Here is a 14,374-nt window from a genome sequence, read left to right as displayed (position 1 = left end):
AATTCGTTAGCCGATCAAACCGGGGAGTTGGATGGCCAGTTCGCATCCCTCTCCAGCTCGAACGCAGTTCCGGCGCCGCCCCTGCAACACGGGGTGAAAGCGCCATCGTCTGGCTTCGGGCACAGTCTTCTTGTTGGTCTGGAGAAACGAAGCTGACGCGACCCTTACCTATGTCTGGTGCGTATTGTAAACCAATTCGCGTCCAACTGCAATTCAACCTTTTGTCAAAAGAATGGGCACATTTGACATGCAGCCCCTGCTAATTCGTGACACTTATGTCACACAAAACTGCCCCAGTGAACCCCAAAACCTTGAGACTGCTCGGGATTTGGTGAATCAGGCAAGGGCCTGGGCAACCATGCGCAGAGCAAGGGTGTAATCTATTTGGGGCTTCAAAAGCTCTTCGCAAAGCGATTGTAGGACACTTTCGCTCAGCCGATCCGCATGCAAAGCCTTTCGATGACGTTCGTCTATACGAAATGCCCACAAGATTTCTGCGGCATATGCGGGCTGACACACCTCTTTCTTGGGGCGGCCTCGTGCAATCTGAGCGAGCGCCTTAGCCCGCCGGTCAGCCACGGACCCTGCCAGCGGCCGTGGCTCTGATGAAAGCTCGTGCGCAAGAGTCGTCGCCGGCGCAACGGACATTGCCGGAAGCAACCACCGCTCCAGTTCCTCCTCCAATACACCCGCAAGGATGAATTCTTCAGGAGGTGTTGGCCCCCCGCTCTTGAGAAGTCTCAACATCTGTTTCGAACGATCCGAAAAGCGCTCGAAACCGGGTATCCACTCGTCCAGCGCTCTCCCAACTGCGTCGGGGATCTCCAGTTGAATCGTGAGACCGTGCTCATCGCCGGCCGTCTCAAAGCGCCCCGCATGGAGCTCTTTGATGGCCCGCCGAATGGATGCGAGATACGGCGAATGCTCCACCGGAATCATCTTCCCGGCCAAATCGACGACAACCTCCACAGTCCGCTCGTTGGTCCGGTAGTCGGCGAGTACCGTAAACGTCCCGCCGTGCTTCATCGCTGAAAGTGCATAGTGGACTGCATGGCTCAGCGTTGCGGCAATATGGTTGCGGCGCACAGCCACCGGCGGCAGATTGTCCGAAACAGTCATCTCCTGGACAATCCCAGCTTCCGTAAGCTCGTCACTGGATGAGGTCATCGCATCATCGATCAGGGCGCGCAGATCGGACGGTTCGGGTCCTTTCCTCGCCGCGTCGACCTGGGCCAAAGCCAGTGATACGGATTCGACGACCTGCCGGATTGCCTGCTCACGCGGAATCCCACTCTCGCCCGCATCCACCAAGCGCAACATCTTCTCCGCTTCGCCCACACAACCGGTCCAGGCGGCCAAAGCCTTCTGATTCTCCGGAACAACACGAATCCCTTTGAGCCTGAGCGAAAAAGCTGCATGCGACCGGTCGATTCTTCCGCCTCGCGTCGCAATTGTCCAAAGCTCCTCGATGGTCGAGAACGGCAGCGATATGCCGAACCCAAAATCCGTCACATCAGAAAACCGCCCGGGACCGTCGATGGTCAATTGGATATACGAGACGTCCCCATCCAACTCCAAGCTCCACACAAGCTCCGATTCGGCCTCCAACACGGCGCTCCGGACCAACCCCTGCGCTAGAATTTGAAGCTGCGAAATATCGCCCACACAGATGCGGCCTTCTGTCTGGAGGGACGCATAAGGCTCGCGTGCTGACGCACGGCAAACCGAGTCCACGAGTCGGCCCAAACCGTATTCCGTGTATTGGGGTGGCCGAAAAAGCTCGACACAGGCTCGGACAGATCGAAGAACGGCGGAGGCTTTCGCCTCTCCCTTCTCCACGTCAACGAGCAATTCCTTGGCAAGGCACAAGGCTGGTTCAATGAGGTCGACAGCGTTTGGCATGGGAAGATTGTACCGAATTCCCGCCACAGTAATCAGGCTGTCAAAACCGGCATCGGGCGCATCCCATATGAAGCGAAGACTTCTTTCCTGTATCTGAGCTTTGTGGTAGTGTGATTTGACAACCAGGCGATTCTGACTGCCTGGGCGGGCATTTGCCCTGAGTCGTTCGATGATGAGAAGGATTGGAGCTATGCCGTTCTCGGAACGCTTCTACAAGGACATTCTCGACAACCTGTATGATGCCGTCTACTTCGTCAATACCGATCGCAAGATCACCTATTGGAACAAGGCCGCCGAACGACTCACCGGCTATGCGGCCGATGAAGTCGAGGGACGTTGTTGCCGCGACAATATCCTGATGCACGTCACTGAAGAAGGCCGAACCCTGTGCAACACGATGTGCCCGCTAATGCACACGATTCTTTCAGGCGATCGGGGCGAAGCGGAAATCTGCTTGCACCATCGCGACGGCCACCGCGTCCCCGTCAGCGTTCGAGTCATGCCCATGATGGATGAAACGGGCGTGATTGTTGGCGCCATAGAGGTGTTCAACGACAACTCACGATCGCTTGCAGTCCGCCGGAAAGCAGACGAGCTCCACCGAATGGCCATGCTCTGCCCACTCACAAACGCGGGAAACCGGCGCTACGCCGAGACCACGATCGATGCAAAACTGGCAGGCCTGTGCGAAGGCGGGCTCGGTTTCGGAGTCCTGTTTATGGACGTAGACAACTTCAAGAAGTTGAATGATTCCGCCGGCCACGCCGCCGGAGACCAGGCGTTGCGAATGGTCGCGCAGACGCTAATTCATAGTCTGCGTGATCGTGACGTGGTCTGCCGGTGGGGTGGCGAAGAGTTTGTTGCCATCCTCGACCACGTCGATTTGCGGTTTCTGAGCATCGCCGCCGAACGTTGCAGGGCCTTGGTCGAACAAGCTGCCGCGCACCACGGCGATCAGTTGCTTCGCGTCACCGTGTCTGTTGGCGCATCCCTTGCCCAAACCACCGACACCCGCCAGTCCCTTATCGAGCGTACCGACGCGCTCATGTACAAAAGCAAGTCCTCCGGGAAAAACCGCGTATCCATCGGATAGTCCGCAATTTGCACCTGCGCGATTGAGCGCCAACGCAAATTGCTCACGTGCAGTACTCTGATGTTATGCCATGAGGATTTCTCGCGAACACACTCGGTCTTCAGAGAACCGCTTTGTTCTTCGTCGCTAGTCACGCAAACACACTGGTTACGCGAGAGGTTCAAGTGTGTTCGTGAGGAATCCGGGATAGAATCCGCTCGCTCTTCTGTGCGACCATACCCCAACTAACAGAGGGGGTAATACGCCATGCAGCTCTATGGTTCGAAATACACCGTAAAAGATCTCCGCCGCCGCGTCGGCAACATGGACCAGATCGCCGGCGTTCGCCTTGTGCAATTGGATGAAGGAAACGAGCGGCCTTCGCGCGCGGCGATCTTTCACACCGGTTCGGGCCTGGAGTTCACCGTGCTCCTCGACCGGTGCCTCGACATCTCAAGTGCATCGTTTTGCGGGAAGGCCATGGGCTGGCGTTCCACCACCGGCGACGTCGCCCCCGCCTACTTCGAACCCGAATGGATACGGTGGTTACGCAGCTACTTCGGCGGCCTCGTCACCACGTGCGGTTTGATGAACGTGGGCGCTCCCATGATGGACAGCGCCATTTACGGCACGGGACTTCATGGACGCATCGGCAACACGCCCGCGCGAAACATCAAAGTCACCCAAGAATGGCAAGGCGACGATTATGTGCTCAGCGTAACCGGAACGATGCGCGAAACCGCCGTCTTCGGCGAAAACCTGACATTGACACGGACAGTGTCCACAAGACTTGGCAGCAAGTCCTTTACCATCTGCGACGTCGTCACCAATGAGGGGTTCAAGAAGCTCCCCTTCCAACTTCTTTATCACTGCAATATCGGTTGGCCGGCTGTCGATGCCGGATCCGAATTGCTGACTCCAACCCGAAGCATTGCCCCGCGCGATGCCGTGGCCGCAGAGGGCAAAGAAAACTGGTGGAAACTGGACCCGCCCACACACGGATACGCGGAAAAGGTCTACTACCACGACATGGATGCGGCCAAAGATGGTACCGTGCGCGTCGCCATCGTCAACGACGGCTTCAAGCGTGGAGAAGGATTCGGCGTTTACCTCAAATACAACAGGAACGAGCTTCCACGCTTTGTCGAATGGAAACAGATGGGCGAGCAAGATTACGTCGTCGGTTTCGAACCCTGCAATTGCGGTGTTGAAGGCAAACACGTTGATGAAGGACTGGGCTTGCTCCACACGCTCAAGCCCGGCGAAAGCCGCAGCTTTCATCTTGAGTTTGGCCCCATCGTGGATGCATCCGAACTCAAGTCCTTCAAAGCGACCAAGGGTAAAGCTCGTTTCGTGGATAAATACACGGAATTCGTGAAACGGCCATAGGGTAGAAGCGGCGGAAAACAGGGACTGACGCAAGCGCAGCGAAGCGGAGACGTGTCCCTGCTTTCCGCCTGACGCTTTGCGTGGACTATTTGACCACGTGGACGGCCCCGAGCACGTTCGCGCCATAGTGCCCTTTGGAGTCTCTCCACCAAGGCACATTTCCGTTGGCAACACGCACGGCATAGTTTGGATTCGTACGAATCGCTTCGGACGCGTCGGGCATCCAAAGCCCCAACATGTACCATTTGGGCGCAAGACCCTGCGGCAAGTCTAACGATGCCTGAATAGTGTGTGTCAGGGGTGCGTAGGATTCGTCGCCGGGGGCATACGGTTGCCACGTTCGGGGGTCCACATCGCGCAACGGTATCTCGGCCGCACACCGGCCATCATCGATAAGCACCAGAAATACTGGACGCGGGTTGTGGAAGGTCGAGAATCCTCGATTGATGAACTCAATCTTCACGTCCAGCCTGTTGGCGGTCGCGATCTCACGCGGCAAAATCGCCTTCTGGAGTTCAATACGGTAACCAAGATGGTCCCGAATATATTCGAATTGCGTGCGCGACACTTCATTGCCTTGTGCATCCTCGAAATACCCATTGGACAGAGGCAACGTTGCTTCGAGTACCTGCGCAGAACTAATCGGCGTCTTGATCCAGTCATCAATGGAGAACATGGAGCCTTCGCGCTCGGAGTAGCTGTGCGCAATACTGAACGTCGTGTAATGATGCAATCGCATCCGAATTGCCGCGCGCAATCCGTCAATCTTACCGCCGATGTCCGACCAGTAGAGTTCGCCATCCACCGGCACAAACGGGCTTTCCCGTGTCATGAAGTCGAATTCGGGGTTGCCCGGTTGCGAGAAAAGTGGCGCTTCAGTCCACGTGCCGCCGCACGAGTTGTAGGCTAAGAAACCGTCATTATGAAAGCCGATTCGCGCGGCGGGCGACCCGTCGTGCGCGTTCTCCGCAGTTAGAACTCGATATGCATCGAGGGGAACATCGTTCAACACCCATCGTTTGTACTTGGGCACGCGCACTTGCGTCATGCGGTCGTTGGGAAGAATCTCGAGCAACTTGGAGACGACTGCCTCTAGTGCCTTGTGATCCTGCTCTAACCCCTTTCCCGAGCTGTGCCATTCCCCCCATGCGCCAACAAAGCCCGCTTGAAGAACATAGATTATGTCCGCGTTCTTTTGGATAACGGGCGCAAGCTGCTCCATATGCCCGAGAATCGTGTCGAGCGTTGGACCCTTCTCTCGCGACATGTCGCGCTCATACGCAAAACGAAGCAGCGCCTTCAGACCGCGGGCGCGAACGTCATCGAGGCTCTTCTGAAGGTCGGCCAGTTTTTCTGCAGAAATGGGTGTGTCGAGAGAGTTGGTGAGGTAGCAATAGGTCTGTGCAACGGTCAACCCATCCGGCTCATAACGCTCAGCATCGAGTATCCAGTATTGATCGCTGAATTCTGGAGGCATCACGTGCTTAAGATGACTCGACGGCTCCTTTACCTCCACAGCGTCACGGTCGGCAATCAGCGTCTCGATCCGCCAACCTCGCTCCGGATTCCGTAGTCCTTCGCGACCTCCCGGGTCGGTCGGACGGATGCCACGATACTGAATGATCTGCGTAGATGACTCTTCGCCAAGCGCGAAGCTTGACAGCGCAGCCAATGAGAACAAGAGAAACATGCTATTCTTCATGTGAGGCCCCCATAAAAAGCAGCGCCCCCCGGATGCCTGACACTTTCCGTGCTGCTACGAAGATCTTGGATCAGAAATTTGCCGTCACCGCGTATTCGCTGGCAGGCCATTCAGGCGAACCGACCGCCCCTGGATACTTCACGAATTCTGCGTGACCATCCAAATACAGCACATTTGATCCGCCGGGTAGGTGATTGAATTTCGTCGGCACCACTGCGCCATCGGTATCGAGACGCATCTGATCCCACATTATGGGAACGGACGACTGGGCTTGAGCGCTTGCAGCCGGATTGTTGATGTCAGACACCAGGAATCGCTCGATTCCCTCCTTCAAAAAGTAGAGCGTGAAATCGCCCATAGGTGTCAGGGTGACCTCGATATCTTCTTCTCGCAACTTCGCGCAGCTCTGCCCGCCCTGAGAGAGCGGCTTGTGCGTTTCATCGCGAATAGCAAACACCGTGGTCTCGTCTGTGGTCCAGTCCGCGCGTACCACCCACGGAAAAGTAACATACGAGTATTCTGTTCCCTGCAGGAAGAATTCTCCCCCGCGCCCCGAAGCGGGGTATCCCGGCTTCGAGTTCCAGGATAGAGATATGGGCGTCAAGAACTGTTGAGAATTGTCCTGCGGAAAGTCCTCTCCATCTGAGGGACAAATCATGATCCTGGGATCCGTGAAGTACTCGGGATACAGAACCAATCCATCCCAGAAATTCCAGTTGTATCGGCTTGAGTTGGCGCTAAGGACCTGCGTCGCATTGGACCACCACTGCGCCTGATTCGGTGGATACTTCTCCCCCTTGCTCTCGCCCGCGAACATCTTAAGTATCAGCCCCCACTGCTTAAGGTTGTTCACACAGCTTGCCCGCCTTGCGGCCTCCCGTGCCCTCGCAAGCGCTGGCAGTAAAATAGCAGCCAGAATTCCTATAATCGCGATTACCACCAACAATTCAATTAGCGTGAAGCCTCTGCGCCTCATCAGTGTCAATCTCCTGCCCAATCGGCACCGCCTGCTTCGCTTCCGAGCACTTCAAAAACTCGAGTAAACGGTAGTTGCTTCCTCACGCAAAACCGAACCACGGTTCGAGGTCAACTACAATTATCCTACCCCCCGCTGGCACAGTCACGAACAACAAATTTCAAAAAATGCTTAAAATAAGAAAATCACCCCCGGCGGCAACAAAGAAAAAACTTGTATCTACTTGCCGGTAGGATCATAGAACAAAAGTCTATAATACGCAAGCGATTTGTTTTAAGGCAGTTACGGAAGCCATACACCATACTCACACACAAATCCGGATAAGGAGAACTACCAAAGTGCACTTTGTTCCCAATAGTAATGTGTCTATAGATATAGATCTCGCACTTTCTGGTACGGATATCTTCCCAACTTCACCACTATCTCCACGACCTTGCGTGCTGCGAGTTGAAATCGAACGGTCGCCTAGCTGGTAGCAGCAGTTCCCTGGCCTGCCAAGTATACGAGTGCGACGAAGTGCCAACGCAGGACTCTCTCGCACATACCTGGCGCGCAGAAAACCGCCTTTTCATTAAATCCGAGCTACGCTCTCCTCTGTTCCGACAATTTGTTGAGGCGGTAGACAAACGCAAGGATTTCCGCAACAGCCCTGTAAAGGTTCTCCGGGATCTCCGCGTGAAGGTCAACTGCGGAGAGTACGGAAACGAGATCGGGATCTTCGTGCACATGGATATTGTGCTCTCGAGCAAGCTCTATAATCCGCTCCGCAACAAGGCGCTCACCTTTGGCAATGACCCGCGGCGCATTCTCATTGCCAGCGTTATACCGAAGGGCCACGGCCTTCTTTGCGTTACCTCGTGTATCGCGCGGCTCGTTCATGCTTCTGTGTCGATTCCTTCCAAAGGGCGGAATAGATCGATCGCAGCACTGAGTCGATCATTATTCCACACCACTGCCCTCACCTGCGTGTATGTAAAGTTGGCCGTGTCAGAAAGCAGCTTCTCCAGCTCGGGGGCGTGTTCGTCTATCAGCACTGCGACCAGCGGTTCACGTGTTCTGAACACACAGGAACAGGCTCCTTGAACGGCCGACAGCGTGATCCACAAGTCGCCAAGCCGTGTCGTCGACAGATCCAAAACCACCGTGGAATTCTCGCTGGGAAACGACTGCTTTCCCGAACCGTCGCCGAACGCATGGATATGCGCGCTACTTAGGCCGCTTCCCGGCACGAAGGCAGGCTCGAAATACAGGTACGACGTCTCCAGACCACGCAGATTCTGAAGCTGATTTGCCGTGATTCGCTCGATAAGACTGGATGAGGTCGTGTTGAACTCCTGCATCTGGCCTGTCTTCTCGAGAAACGCACGGAACGGTTCACTCGTCCTCAACTGATGGATTGCGCTGCGCAGATCGTCCGCCAAAGTTGCCGAGAGTCCTTCCGATTGCGCGAACGCCCGCGCCAACGCCGCTTCTGGCGAACGCGAAGAAGTCTGAGCCGCAATCCTCAAGGCGGCCAGCAATTCCTTGGATTCACTGCCCGCTGTCCGTGTCAGAAGCGATAAAAGTCTCTTCTGCAAATCGTCGCTGACAACGCCGGAAGCCGCGCCCTGTTTGACCAAAGTAACCAGTCGCTCGACGAGTTCCGCTCCAACTCCCCGCTCCAGAAACAGTGACGCAACTAGCCTTATAGCGGCTTCTCCCGGCGGCAAAGCCCGCGGAATCAAACTTGCCGCCCTCTCGGCCAGTCCCGATTGGCCGAAGACTTGGAAGATACGACCCAAAACTTCCGGCAATGATCGCCCCGTCGTTGGCGCACTTGTCGCACTCGCCTCGGTTTGCCACACAAGCAAGCGCGAACCCTGCCCCGTCTCCACAAAACGTGCTGACAACGCCGTTCCGACAAGATTGTCCGGAACCGAAGCCAAAGGGATGGTCGTTTGCCCAGCCTGGAATACGGGCCCCTGCGGCGTCTGCTGAATTACGCCATTCAGGACTTGTGCCACGTTTGCCCCAACGCTTGACGCTGAAAAGCGCGGAGCTAATGCAAGCGAAACCGTCGAGTTCGAAGTGATCACTTCAGATGGGATTTGAGAAACGGGCGGCGAAATCCGCAACTGCAACGATGGAGACGTTCGTAGTACTTCCGCGCTTACCGTCTGCCCGCCGGCAAACGGCGCATTGGGGGGTAACGCCACAGACCGGCCACTCACCAAGAGTAGAAGCTCTTTTCCCGTGTTTTGGACAACGCCCTCAAGCACTTGTCCCACGCGAAAGGCTGGCCCCTGCGGGCCGACAGGGTTCACGGACACCGTGAACGGGTTTACCCCGCCCAGGCCCGACATGCTATTGATCCCTGTCTTTGCGCAAGCTAAGAATGAGCTTTACTTCCCCTTTGCCGATTCCCAGTTCGTGCGCAATTTCGGCGAGCGACATGCCCGCATCGCTGTACTCATAGACGCTCGCCTGCAATGGGCTTAAACGGGTGCGTCCATTGCCGCTTTCTCTCGCAGGCTCCTCCTCATGAGACTTCTCCGGCGCCGAGGAAGACGATTCCATGTTGAGCAATGCCCGGAATGCCTCGCGAGCCGACTCTGCATCCACAGGCTTTTGGGGAGTCACGTCCGGCACATCAAATGCCAGCGGATCGGGAACGTCGCCCCCAAAGTCCAGTCCTACCCAATTCTCGATTCGATCATCCGAATCCGGCACTTCCCGAGGCTTCGCCAGGATACGCAACGCAGGCCGCTCAATCTCGTGAAGCTGAGGCCGCTTGTGTTCCGCCTGCGGCATCGGGATCGTGTTGGAGGGATGCGCCGGTTCTACTGAGGGACGCGGCGGAAGCGCGACCACCTGCTCGTCAATCGCGCTTAATCTGGATTCCAGCGACTTCACCGATTCGTGGAGCCGGTCACATTCGAGGAGAGCCGAATCAAGTTCGCGCTTAAGGTCCGCAGCGCGCTTTTCCAGATGTGCGTTGAACTGCCGCGCCATGCCCTTCTGCTGCTCCAGCAGATCTCTCATGGTTTGCAGCAGAATCATCATGTTCGCGAGATCGTTGCGCGCCGTCCGTTGCTGCCGGAAGCTTGCAAGCCGATCATGCCGATACACGAACATAAACAGCACTATCAGCCCCGCGAAGAGCAGCGCACCCAATCCGAATATGCCGCTATAGATTAGTTCTACGATGTACGTCATCTGCCGCCTACGAAGGAACGTCCCCTCTACCCCGGAACCGTCCACCGTACCAGCCCGCGCTTCTCACCGGCTGCTCGGCACTTCACACGCGAATATACTCCATCGCGTGGACTTCACGGCTCGGATTCCGCGAGAGTCGCACTCACACACTCACATCAAACCGCTTACCCTCTCCGTCATCAGTCGGACCTCGCAGATTCTCATTCTCGTGACCGGCTTCTTCTTCCGGCTCGCCTTCCTTGCGGTGCCGCCGTCTGCCAACAAAAGGATTCCGGCGCTTTGCCTCGGCCTCCACCTGCTCACTCTGAGGCTGATCGGTTTGCTGGACCTGGCTCTCCTGCCGGACCCTGTTCTGGGCCACTTCTTCCGCGGTTCGTTGGAGCGATGCAAGCGACGCGCGGTCCGCGATTTGCTGAATCCGTTCCGCCGCGCTTACCCGACCCAACTCCGTTTGCAGGTCGACGGGTTGCGGCATCATTCACCTCGCTGAACAGCCTTTCGAAGCGACTTCATGGCCGCGCTATGAATTTGGCACACGCGCGATTCGGTCACTTCCAGGACGATACCGATTTCCTTCAGCGTCAACTCTTCGTAATAGTATAAGTTTAACACCTTTTGCTGCTGTTCCGGTAACCCTAGTATCGCTTCGACAAGCCTCGCCTGCCGCTCCTTTTCAAGCGCAACCGCGTCCGGATTGCTGGCCGTGGCACTGCTCGTTACGTCCAATCGACGGGACTCTTCGTTGTCTTCCGACGGCAGATAATCGTGCAGCGACAGTATTTGCGCCGTCTGCAACTGAGATATGGCGTCTTCCACTTGGTCGACCGACGCTCCAAGCGCCTCCGCAATCTTGTCTGAGGTCGGCTCGCGCCCCTCCTCGTGCCTTAGCTTCTCGCGGGCCTCGCCAATCCTTCTGCCCATGGCCCGCAGGGAACGCGGAGCCCAATCCAGTGACCGAATCTGGTCCAGGATCGCTCCCCGGACTCGAATTGAGGCGTACGTCGTAAACTTGATGTCCTGCTTGTAGTCGTACTTCTCCACGGCGTCCAACAGGCCAAGAACCCCCCAGCCGACCAAATCGTTCATTTCAATGCTGGGCGGAACGTGCATCGCCATTCGACCGGCAATGTACTTCACGATCTTCATATGGCGCACGATCAATTCCTCGCGCGCCTGTTCGTCTCCCCCGTCCTTCCACCGGATCCAGAGGCTCTTTTCGTCGAGAACCTTCACGTCACCCCTTGCGCTTTTTTCGTCAACCGTTAGCGCAAGCTTTCGATGCGCTCTTTAGGGCTGACGATCTCCGTGATGCGAAGGCCGAACTTCTCATCCACGACAACTACGTCGCCACGCGCAATCAGCTTGTTATTCACCAGCAATTCGACGGGCTCATCCACGAGATGACCCACCTCGATTATTGAGCCGGGCCCAAGGGTCAAAATATCCCCGATGGGCATTTCCACCTTTCCCAACCGTGCTGTAGCCACCAATTGGATATCGAGCACCATGTCGATATTCTTCGGCACCGCGTCGCCGCCCGCTGCTGATCCTCCTGTCCGAGGTCTGCGCGTTTCCGGTAATGGTTCGTTTTCGGCGCCGGGCTGCAGATCGTTCAGCAATTTGCCAAGGGCTTCCGGTTCCATTTCTCCGGCCACAGCCTTTACTCCTCCTGATTGGGGTGTGGGACTAGCCACTTTCTCCACGGGAATGATATCTTCAAATGCACGCGAGAACAGCAGTATCCCGCGCCCTTCCATGTCCTGCCCGTGAATTGTAAACAAAGCCTTTCGAGCCGACGCTCCGACCAAGCCGCGAATCCGTTCGATACTGGCGTCATTGGTGGGTCCTACGGTCGCCGGTTGAAGCTCGATGACCTTTCCGTACTTCTCCTTGAAGTGGCTGACTCCGCCACCCATGCATGGTCCAAAAACTTCCGCAAGCGTGGCCGCATCGTGACCTTCGACGGAGTCGCCTTCCGCCGGGGGTTCGCCAAGAACACCGCCCACGATCTGGTTTGCCAGCGTTCCCGAAAAAAGGAAAGCAAAACCTCCTCCGGACTTGGCGGGTGATTCGATGGCTGCCGAAAACGCCTTCAATTCCTGTGCAAGGCTTGCGTCTTTCACCTCATCCACGGACTCGATATCGAACGTGAACGTAGATGACAGCATCGCGGAGACCACGTCGAGGTATCCGGTCAAGAAACCTTTCGCAAATGTCGTTGCAGCGGAACTCATGCCGTGTCCATCATCAGTCATCCACCACGGTGTCGATTAGCTGCACGGAACTCAATTCGCCACGACGGCCACAGAATGCCTTGAAGCGCGGTATGCCGCCAATCTCAATCATGATCGGGGTCTTCACGTCCGTATCCAGTTGAATCACATCCCCCACGCGCAACCGGGCAAGCTCATGAAGCGGAAGCGTCGTCCGCCCCAGAATCGCGTCGAGCGTAACTTCCGCCTTTCGCATGACACGGAATATCTGAGTGCGCGTGCGTTCCGCCATTTCCGGCGACATGCGCCGGATAAACCGCGTCTGCTGCGATATCTGGTCAAGCACCGGATTCAAAACCAGCAACGGTATGCACATATTCATGGTGCCAACACACTCGCCGATATGAATCTCGTACGCCACGAGAATGACCATTTCACTTCCCGCAACGATCTGCACCATCAGCGGATCGCTTTCCTGCTGAATCACGCTCAGCTTGAACTCGATAAGCTGCTCCCAAGACCGCTTTAAGCTATCCAGGATCATCAACATGACACGGTGAATGATCCGGTTTTCTATCTCCGTCAACTCGCGCGGCTTCTTCAGCGGAATCCCTTTACCACCAAGAATGCGGTCCACGATGGGAAATACCACGCTCGGGCTCAACTCAATGACTGCGTTGCCCTCCAACGGCGACATATTGATCACCGAAATGGAAGTCGGCCGCGCGATTGACAGAACAAACTCGTCGTACGTCAATTGGTCGATTGAGACGAGGTCCACGCGCACCACCGAGCGCAAGAATGGGGGCAGGGCAATACTCAACTCTCGGGCAAACGCCTCGAAGAGGCTCTGCAATCCCTTAAGTTGCTCTTTGGAGACACGTTCTGGGCGCCGGAAATCATAGTGCATCATGTCCCGGGCTTCCGAACGCTCGAAACCGGTGTCCGGGACTTCTATTTCGCCGCGAGATACCGCGTTAAGGAGTAAATCGACTTCGTCTTGGCTCAGGATGTCAGCCATTACTCACGTCCTTCGTGCCGGTGACAGACTGCGACTCGGAACAGGCGCGAGTATAGCACAGTCCCCGATCCGGTGCAAGAAAAGATCCTTCATAAGGCTTTTCATATTAATTAGATACGCATGGAATGCCCAAATTGCCTCTCCCAGGGTATCTTCCCCGAGCTGCTGTCAACCCTTTTCCTGGGAAAACCGTTTCTCACGTAGAGGTATTATAAGACTGTCAACACTAAAGTATGGCGAACCCTACCGCCTACTTTAAGTCGAGGCGCGCGGGCTACCTCCCCCAACCCCATACCCAAAGCCCGCGCGCCCCCTCCAACTCACTCTACCGGTTTCGGCTCGTATCACCCGCGTGTGAACCGGTTCAGTAATTTTCTCGCATACAATCCCGCGCGCGATTCGAAAACAGCCAACATGTCAAGTGTTCCGTCCACTTTGGACTTGAATGACTCCATACTGTCGGAGGCATCAATCCAAATTCTCCGGAGTTCCCATGGGTCGTCGCCAGACCGAATGCCCCCGTAGCGATTTGAATACGCGCACGAAAAACCAGCTCGCTTGGCAAGTTCCTTTGACGACTTATCGTAGTCAAATGCAGACCCAAACGGATATGCAAATAATGGCAATTCTGCACCCAACTCCCAACGCAGTTGCCGCGCGCACTCCACGATCTCGGTCTCCTGCTCGGGAATACTCAATTGCGACAAACGGCGATGCGTCTTGGTGTGCCCGCCAATTTCCACCCCCATCGCCTGTAGCTCGCGGGCTTGGTCCCAAGTCAGAAGCGTACTCGTGGCAGGGTCCAAGTCGTGGTCCAGCATCCCCCCCATGCGTCCCGTAACCACAAAGACTACGGCGGGTATCCCATATTGGGCAAGAACAGGTGCCGCGTCGGTCAAGTTGT

Annotated in this window: 13 protein-coding genes; 2 read left to right on the top strand and 11 right to left on the bottom strand. The window is 56.2% G+C overall.

Annotated elements, in window-relative coordinates; translation table 11 throughout:
- Positions 1-336: 336 nt before the first annotated feature.
- On the bottom strand, positions 337-1,902 hold the full coding sequence (locus tag K1Y02_08560) for a hypothetical protein (protein ID MBX7256399.1): 1,566 nt from the start codon (positions 1,900-1,902) through the stop codon (positions 337-339).
- 190 nt (positions 1,903-2,092) lie between these two features.
- Between K1Y02_08560 and K1Y02_08555 the strand changes: the two genes are divergently transcribed.
- Both K1Y02_08555 and K1Y02_08550 read left to right on the top strand, forming a co-directional pair.
- Positions 2,093-2,995: a sensor domain-containing diguanylate cyclase gene (locus K1Y02_08555; protein ID MBX7256398.1), complete on the top strand. Its 903-nt coding sequence runs from the start codon at positions 2,093-2,095 to the stop codon at positions 2,993-2,995.
- A gap of 246 nt (positions 2,996-3,241) precedes the next feature.
- Positions 3,242-4,363: an aldose 1-epimerase family protein gene (locus K1Y02_08550; GenBank protein ID MBX7256397.1), complete on the top strand. Its 1,122-nt coding sequence runs from the start codon at positions 3,242-3,244 to the stop codon at positions 4,361-4,363.
- Positions 4,364-4,448: 85 nt separating this feature from the next.
- Here the strand turns inward: K1Y02_08550 and K1Y02_08545 are convergent, their stop codons facing one another.
- From K1Y02_08545 to K1Y02_08500, 10 genes are all read right to left on the bottom strand, one after another.
- Entirely contained in the window at positions 4,449-6,065 is a 1,617-nt protein-coding gene (locus K1Y02_08545) for a DUF4832 domain-containing protein (protein ID MBX7256396.1), read from the bottom strand.
- 70 nt (positions 6,066-6,135) lie between these two features.
- Positions 6,136-7,041 (bottom strand): DUF1559 domain-containing protein, encoded by a 906-nt coding sequence (locus tag K1Y02_08540; protein MBX7256395.1) that lies wholly within the window; start codon positions 7,039-7,041, stop codon positions 6,136-6,138.
- A 582-nt stretch (positions 7,042-7,623) separates the two neighbouring features.
- Positions 7,624-7,920 carry an EscU/YscU/HrcU family type III secretion system export apparatus switch protein gene (locus K1Y02_08535; GenBank protein ID MBX7256394.1) on the bottom strand — a complete coding sequence of 99 codons (297 nt, stop codon included), beginning with the start codon at positions 7,918-7,920 and terminating at the stop codon, positions 7,624-7,626.
- Positions 7,917-9,383 carry a hypothetical protein gene (locus K1Y02_08530; GenBank protein MBX7256393.1) on the bottom strand — a complete coding sequence of 489 codons (1,467 nt, stop codon included), beginning with the start codon at positions 9,381-9,383 and terminating at the stop codon, positions 7,917-7,919. The genes K1Y02_08535 and K1Y02_08530 overlap by 4 nt, the downstream gene beginning before the upstream one ends.
- Position 9,384: 1 nt before the next feature.
- Positions 9,385-10,236 (bottom strand): hypothetical protein, encoded by an 852-nt coding sequence (locus tag K1Y02_08525; protein ID MBX7256392.1) that lies wholly within the window; start codon positions 10,234-10,236, stop codon positions 9,385-9,387.
- 142 nt (positions 10,237-10,378) lie between these two features.
- The gene (locus K1Y02_08520) at positions 10,379-10,714 is read right to left on the bottom strand and encodes a hypothetical protein (protein ID MBX7256391.1); all 336 of its coding nucleotides are present in this window, start codon (positions 10,712-10,714) and stop codon (positions 10,379-10,381) included.
- Positions 10,711-11,469, bottom strand: coding sequence for a FliA/WhiG family RNA polymerase sigma factor (locus tag K1Y02_08515; protein ID MBX7256390.1), 759 nt, complete (start codon positions 11,467-11,469; stop codon positions 10,711-10,713). Before K1Y02_08515 ends, K1Y02_08520 begins: the two co-directional genes overlap by 4 nt.
- Before the next feature lie 29 nt (positions 11,470-11,498).
- On the bottom strand, positions 11,499-11,879 hold the full coding sequence (gene fliN, locus K1Y02_08510) for a flagellar motor switch protein FliN (protein MBX7256389.1): 381 nt from the start codon (positions 11,877-11,879) through the stop codon (positions 11,499-11,501).
- A 604-nt stretch (positions 11,880-12,483) separates the two neighbouring features.
- Entirely contained in the window at positions 12,484-13,470 is a 987-nt protein-coding gene (fliM, locus tag K1Y02_08505; GenBank protein ID MBX7256388.1) for a flagellar motor switch protein FliM, read from the bottom strand.
- 344 nt (positions 13,471-13,814) lie between these two features.
- Positions 13,815-14,374 (bottom strand): polysaccharide deacetylase family protein (locus K1Y02_08500; GenBank protein MBX7256387.1); only part of this gene is annotated, 560 nt, incomplete at its 5' end.

This window comes from Candidatus Hydrogenedentota bacterium (assembly GCA_019695095.1).
In the GTDB taxonomy this organism is placed as follows: domain Bacteria; phylum Hydrogenedentota; class Hydrogenedentia; order Hydrogenedentales; family SLHB01; genus JAIBAQ01.
This window is presented reverse-complemented; position numbering and strand designations above follow the sequence as displayed.

Excerpts from the sequence above, each read along its gene's own strand:
- K1Y02_08520 (MBX7256391.1), bottom strand. The coding sequence starts at position 10,714 with ATGATGCCGCAACCCGTCGACCTGCAAACGGAGTTGGGTCGGGTAAGC.
- K1Y02_08535 (MBX7256394.1), bottom strand. The coding sequence starts at position 7,920 with ATGAACGAGCCGCGCGATACACGAGGTAACGCAAAGAAGGCCGTGGCC.
- K1Y02_08550 (MBX7256397.1), top strand. The coding sequence starts at position 3,242 with ATGCAGCTCTATGGTTCGAAATACACCGTAAAAGATCTCCGCCGCCGC.
- K1Y02_08555 (MBX7256398.1), top strand. The coding sequence starts at position 2,093 with ATGCCGTTCTCGGAACGCTTCTACAAGGACATTCTCGACAACCTGTAT.
- K1Y02_08530 (MBX7256393.1), bottom strand. The coding sequence starts at position 9,383 with ATGTCGGGCCTGGGCGGGGTAAACCCGTTCACGGTGTCCGTGAACCCT.
- fliM (MBX7256388.1), bottom strand. The coding sequence starts at position 13,470 with ATGGCTGACATCCTGAGCCAAGACGAAGTCGATTTACTCCTTAACGCG.
- fliN (MBX7256389.1), bottom strand. The coding sequence starts at position 11,879 with ATGGAACCGGAAGCCCTTGGCAAATTGCTGAACGATCTGCAGCCCGGC.
- K1Y02_08560 (MBX7256399.1), bottom strand. The coding sequence starts at position 1,902 with ATGCCAAACGCTGTCGACCTCATTGAACCAGCCTTGTGCCTTGCCAAG.
- K1Y02_08525 (MBX7256392.1), bottom strand. The coding sequence starts at position 10,236 with ATGACGTACATCGTAGAACTAATCTATAGCGGCATATTCGGATTGGGT.
- K1Y02_08540 (MBX7256395.1), bottom strand. The coding sequence starts at position 7,041 with ATGAGGCGCAGAGGCTTCACGCTAATTGAATTGTTGGTGGTAATCGCG.
- K1Y02_08545 (MBX7256396.1), bottom strand. The coding sequence starts at position 6,065 with ATGAAGAATAGCATGTTTCTCTTGTTCTCATTGGCTGCGCTGTCAAGC.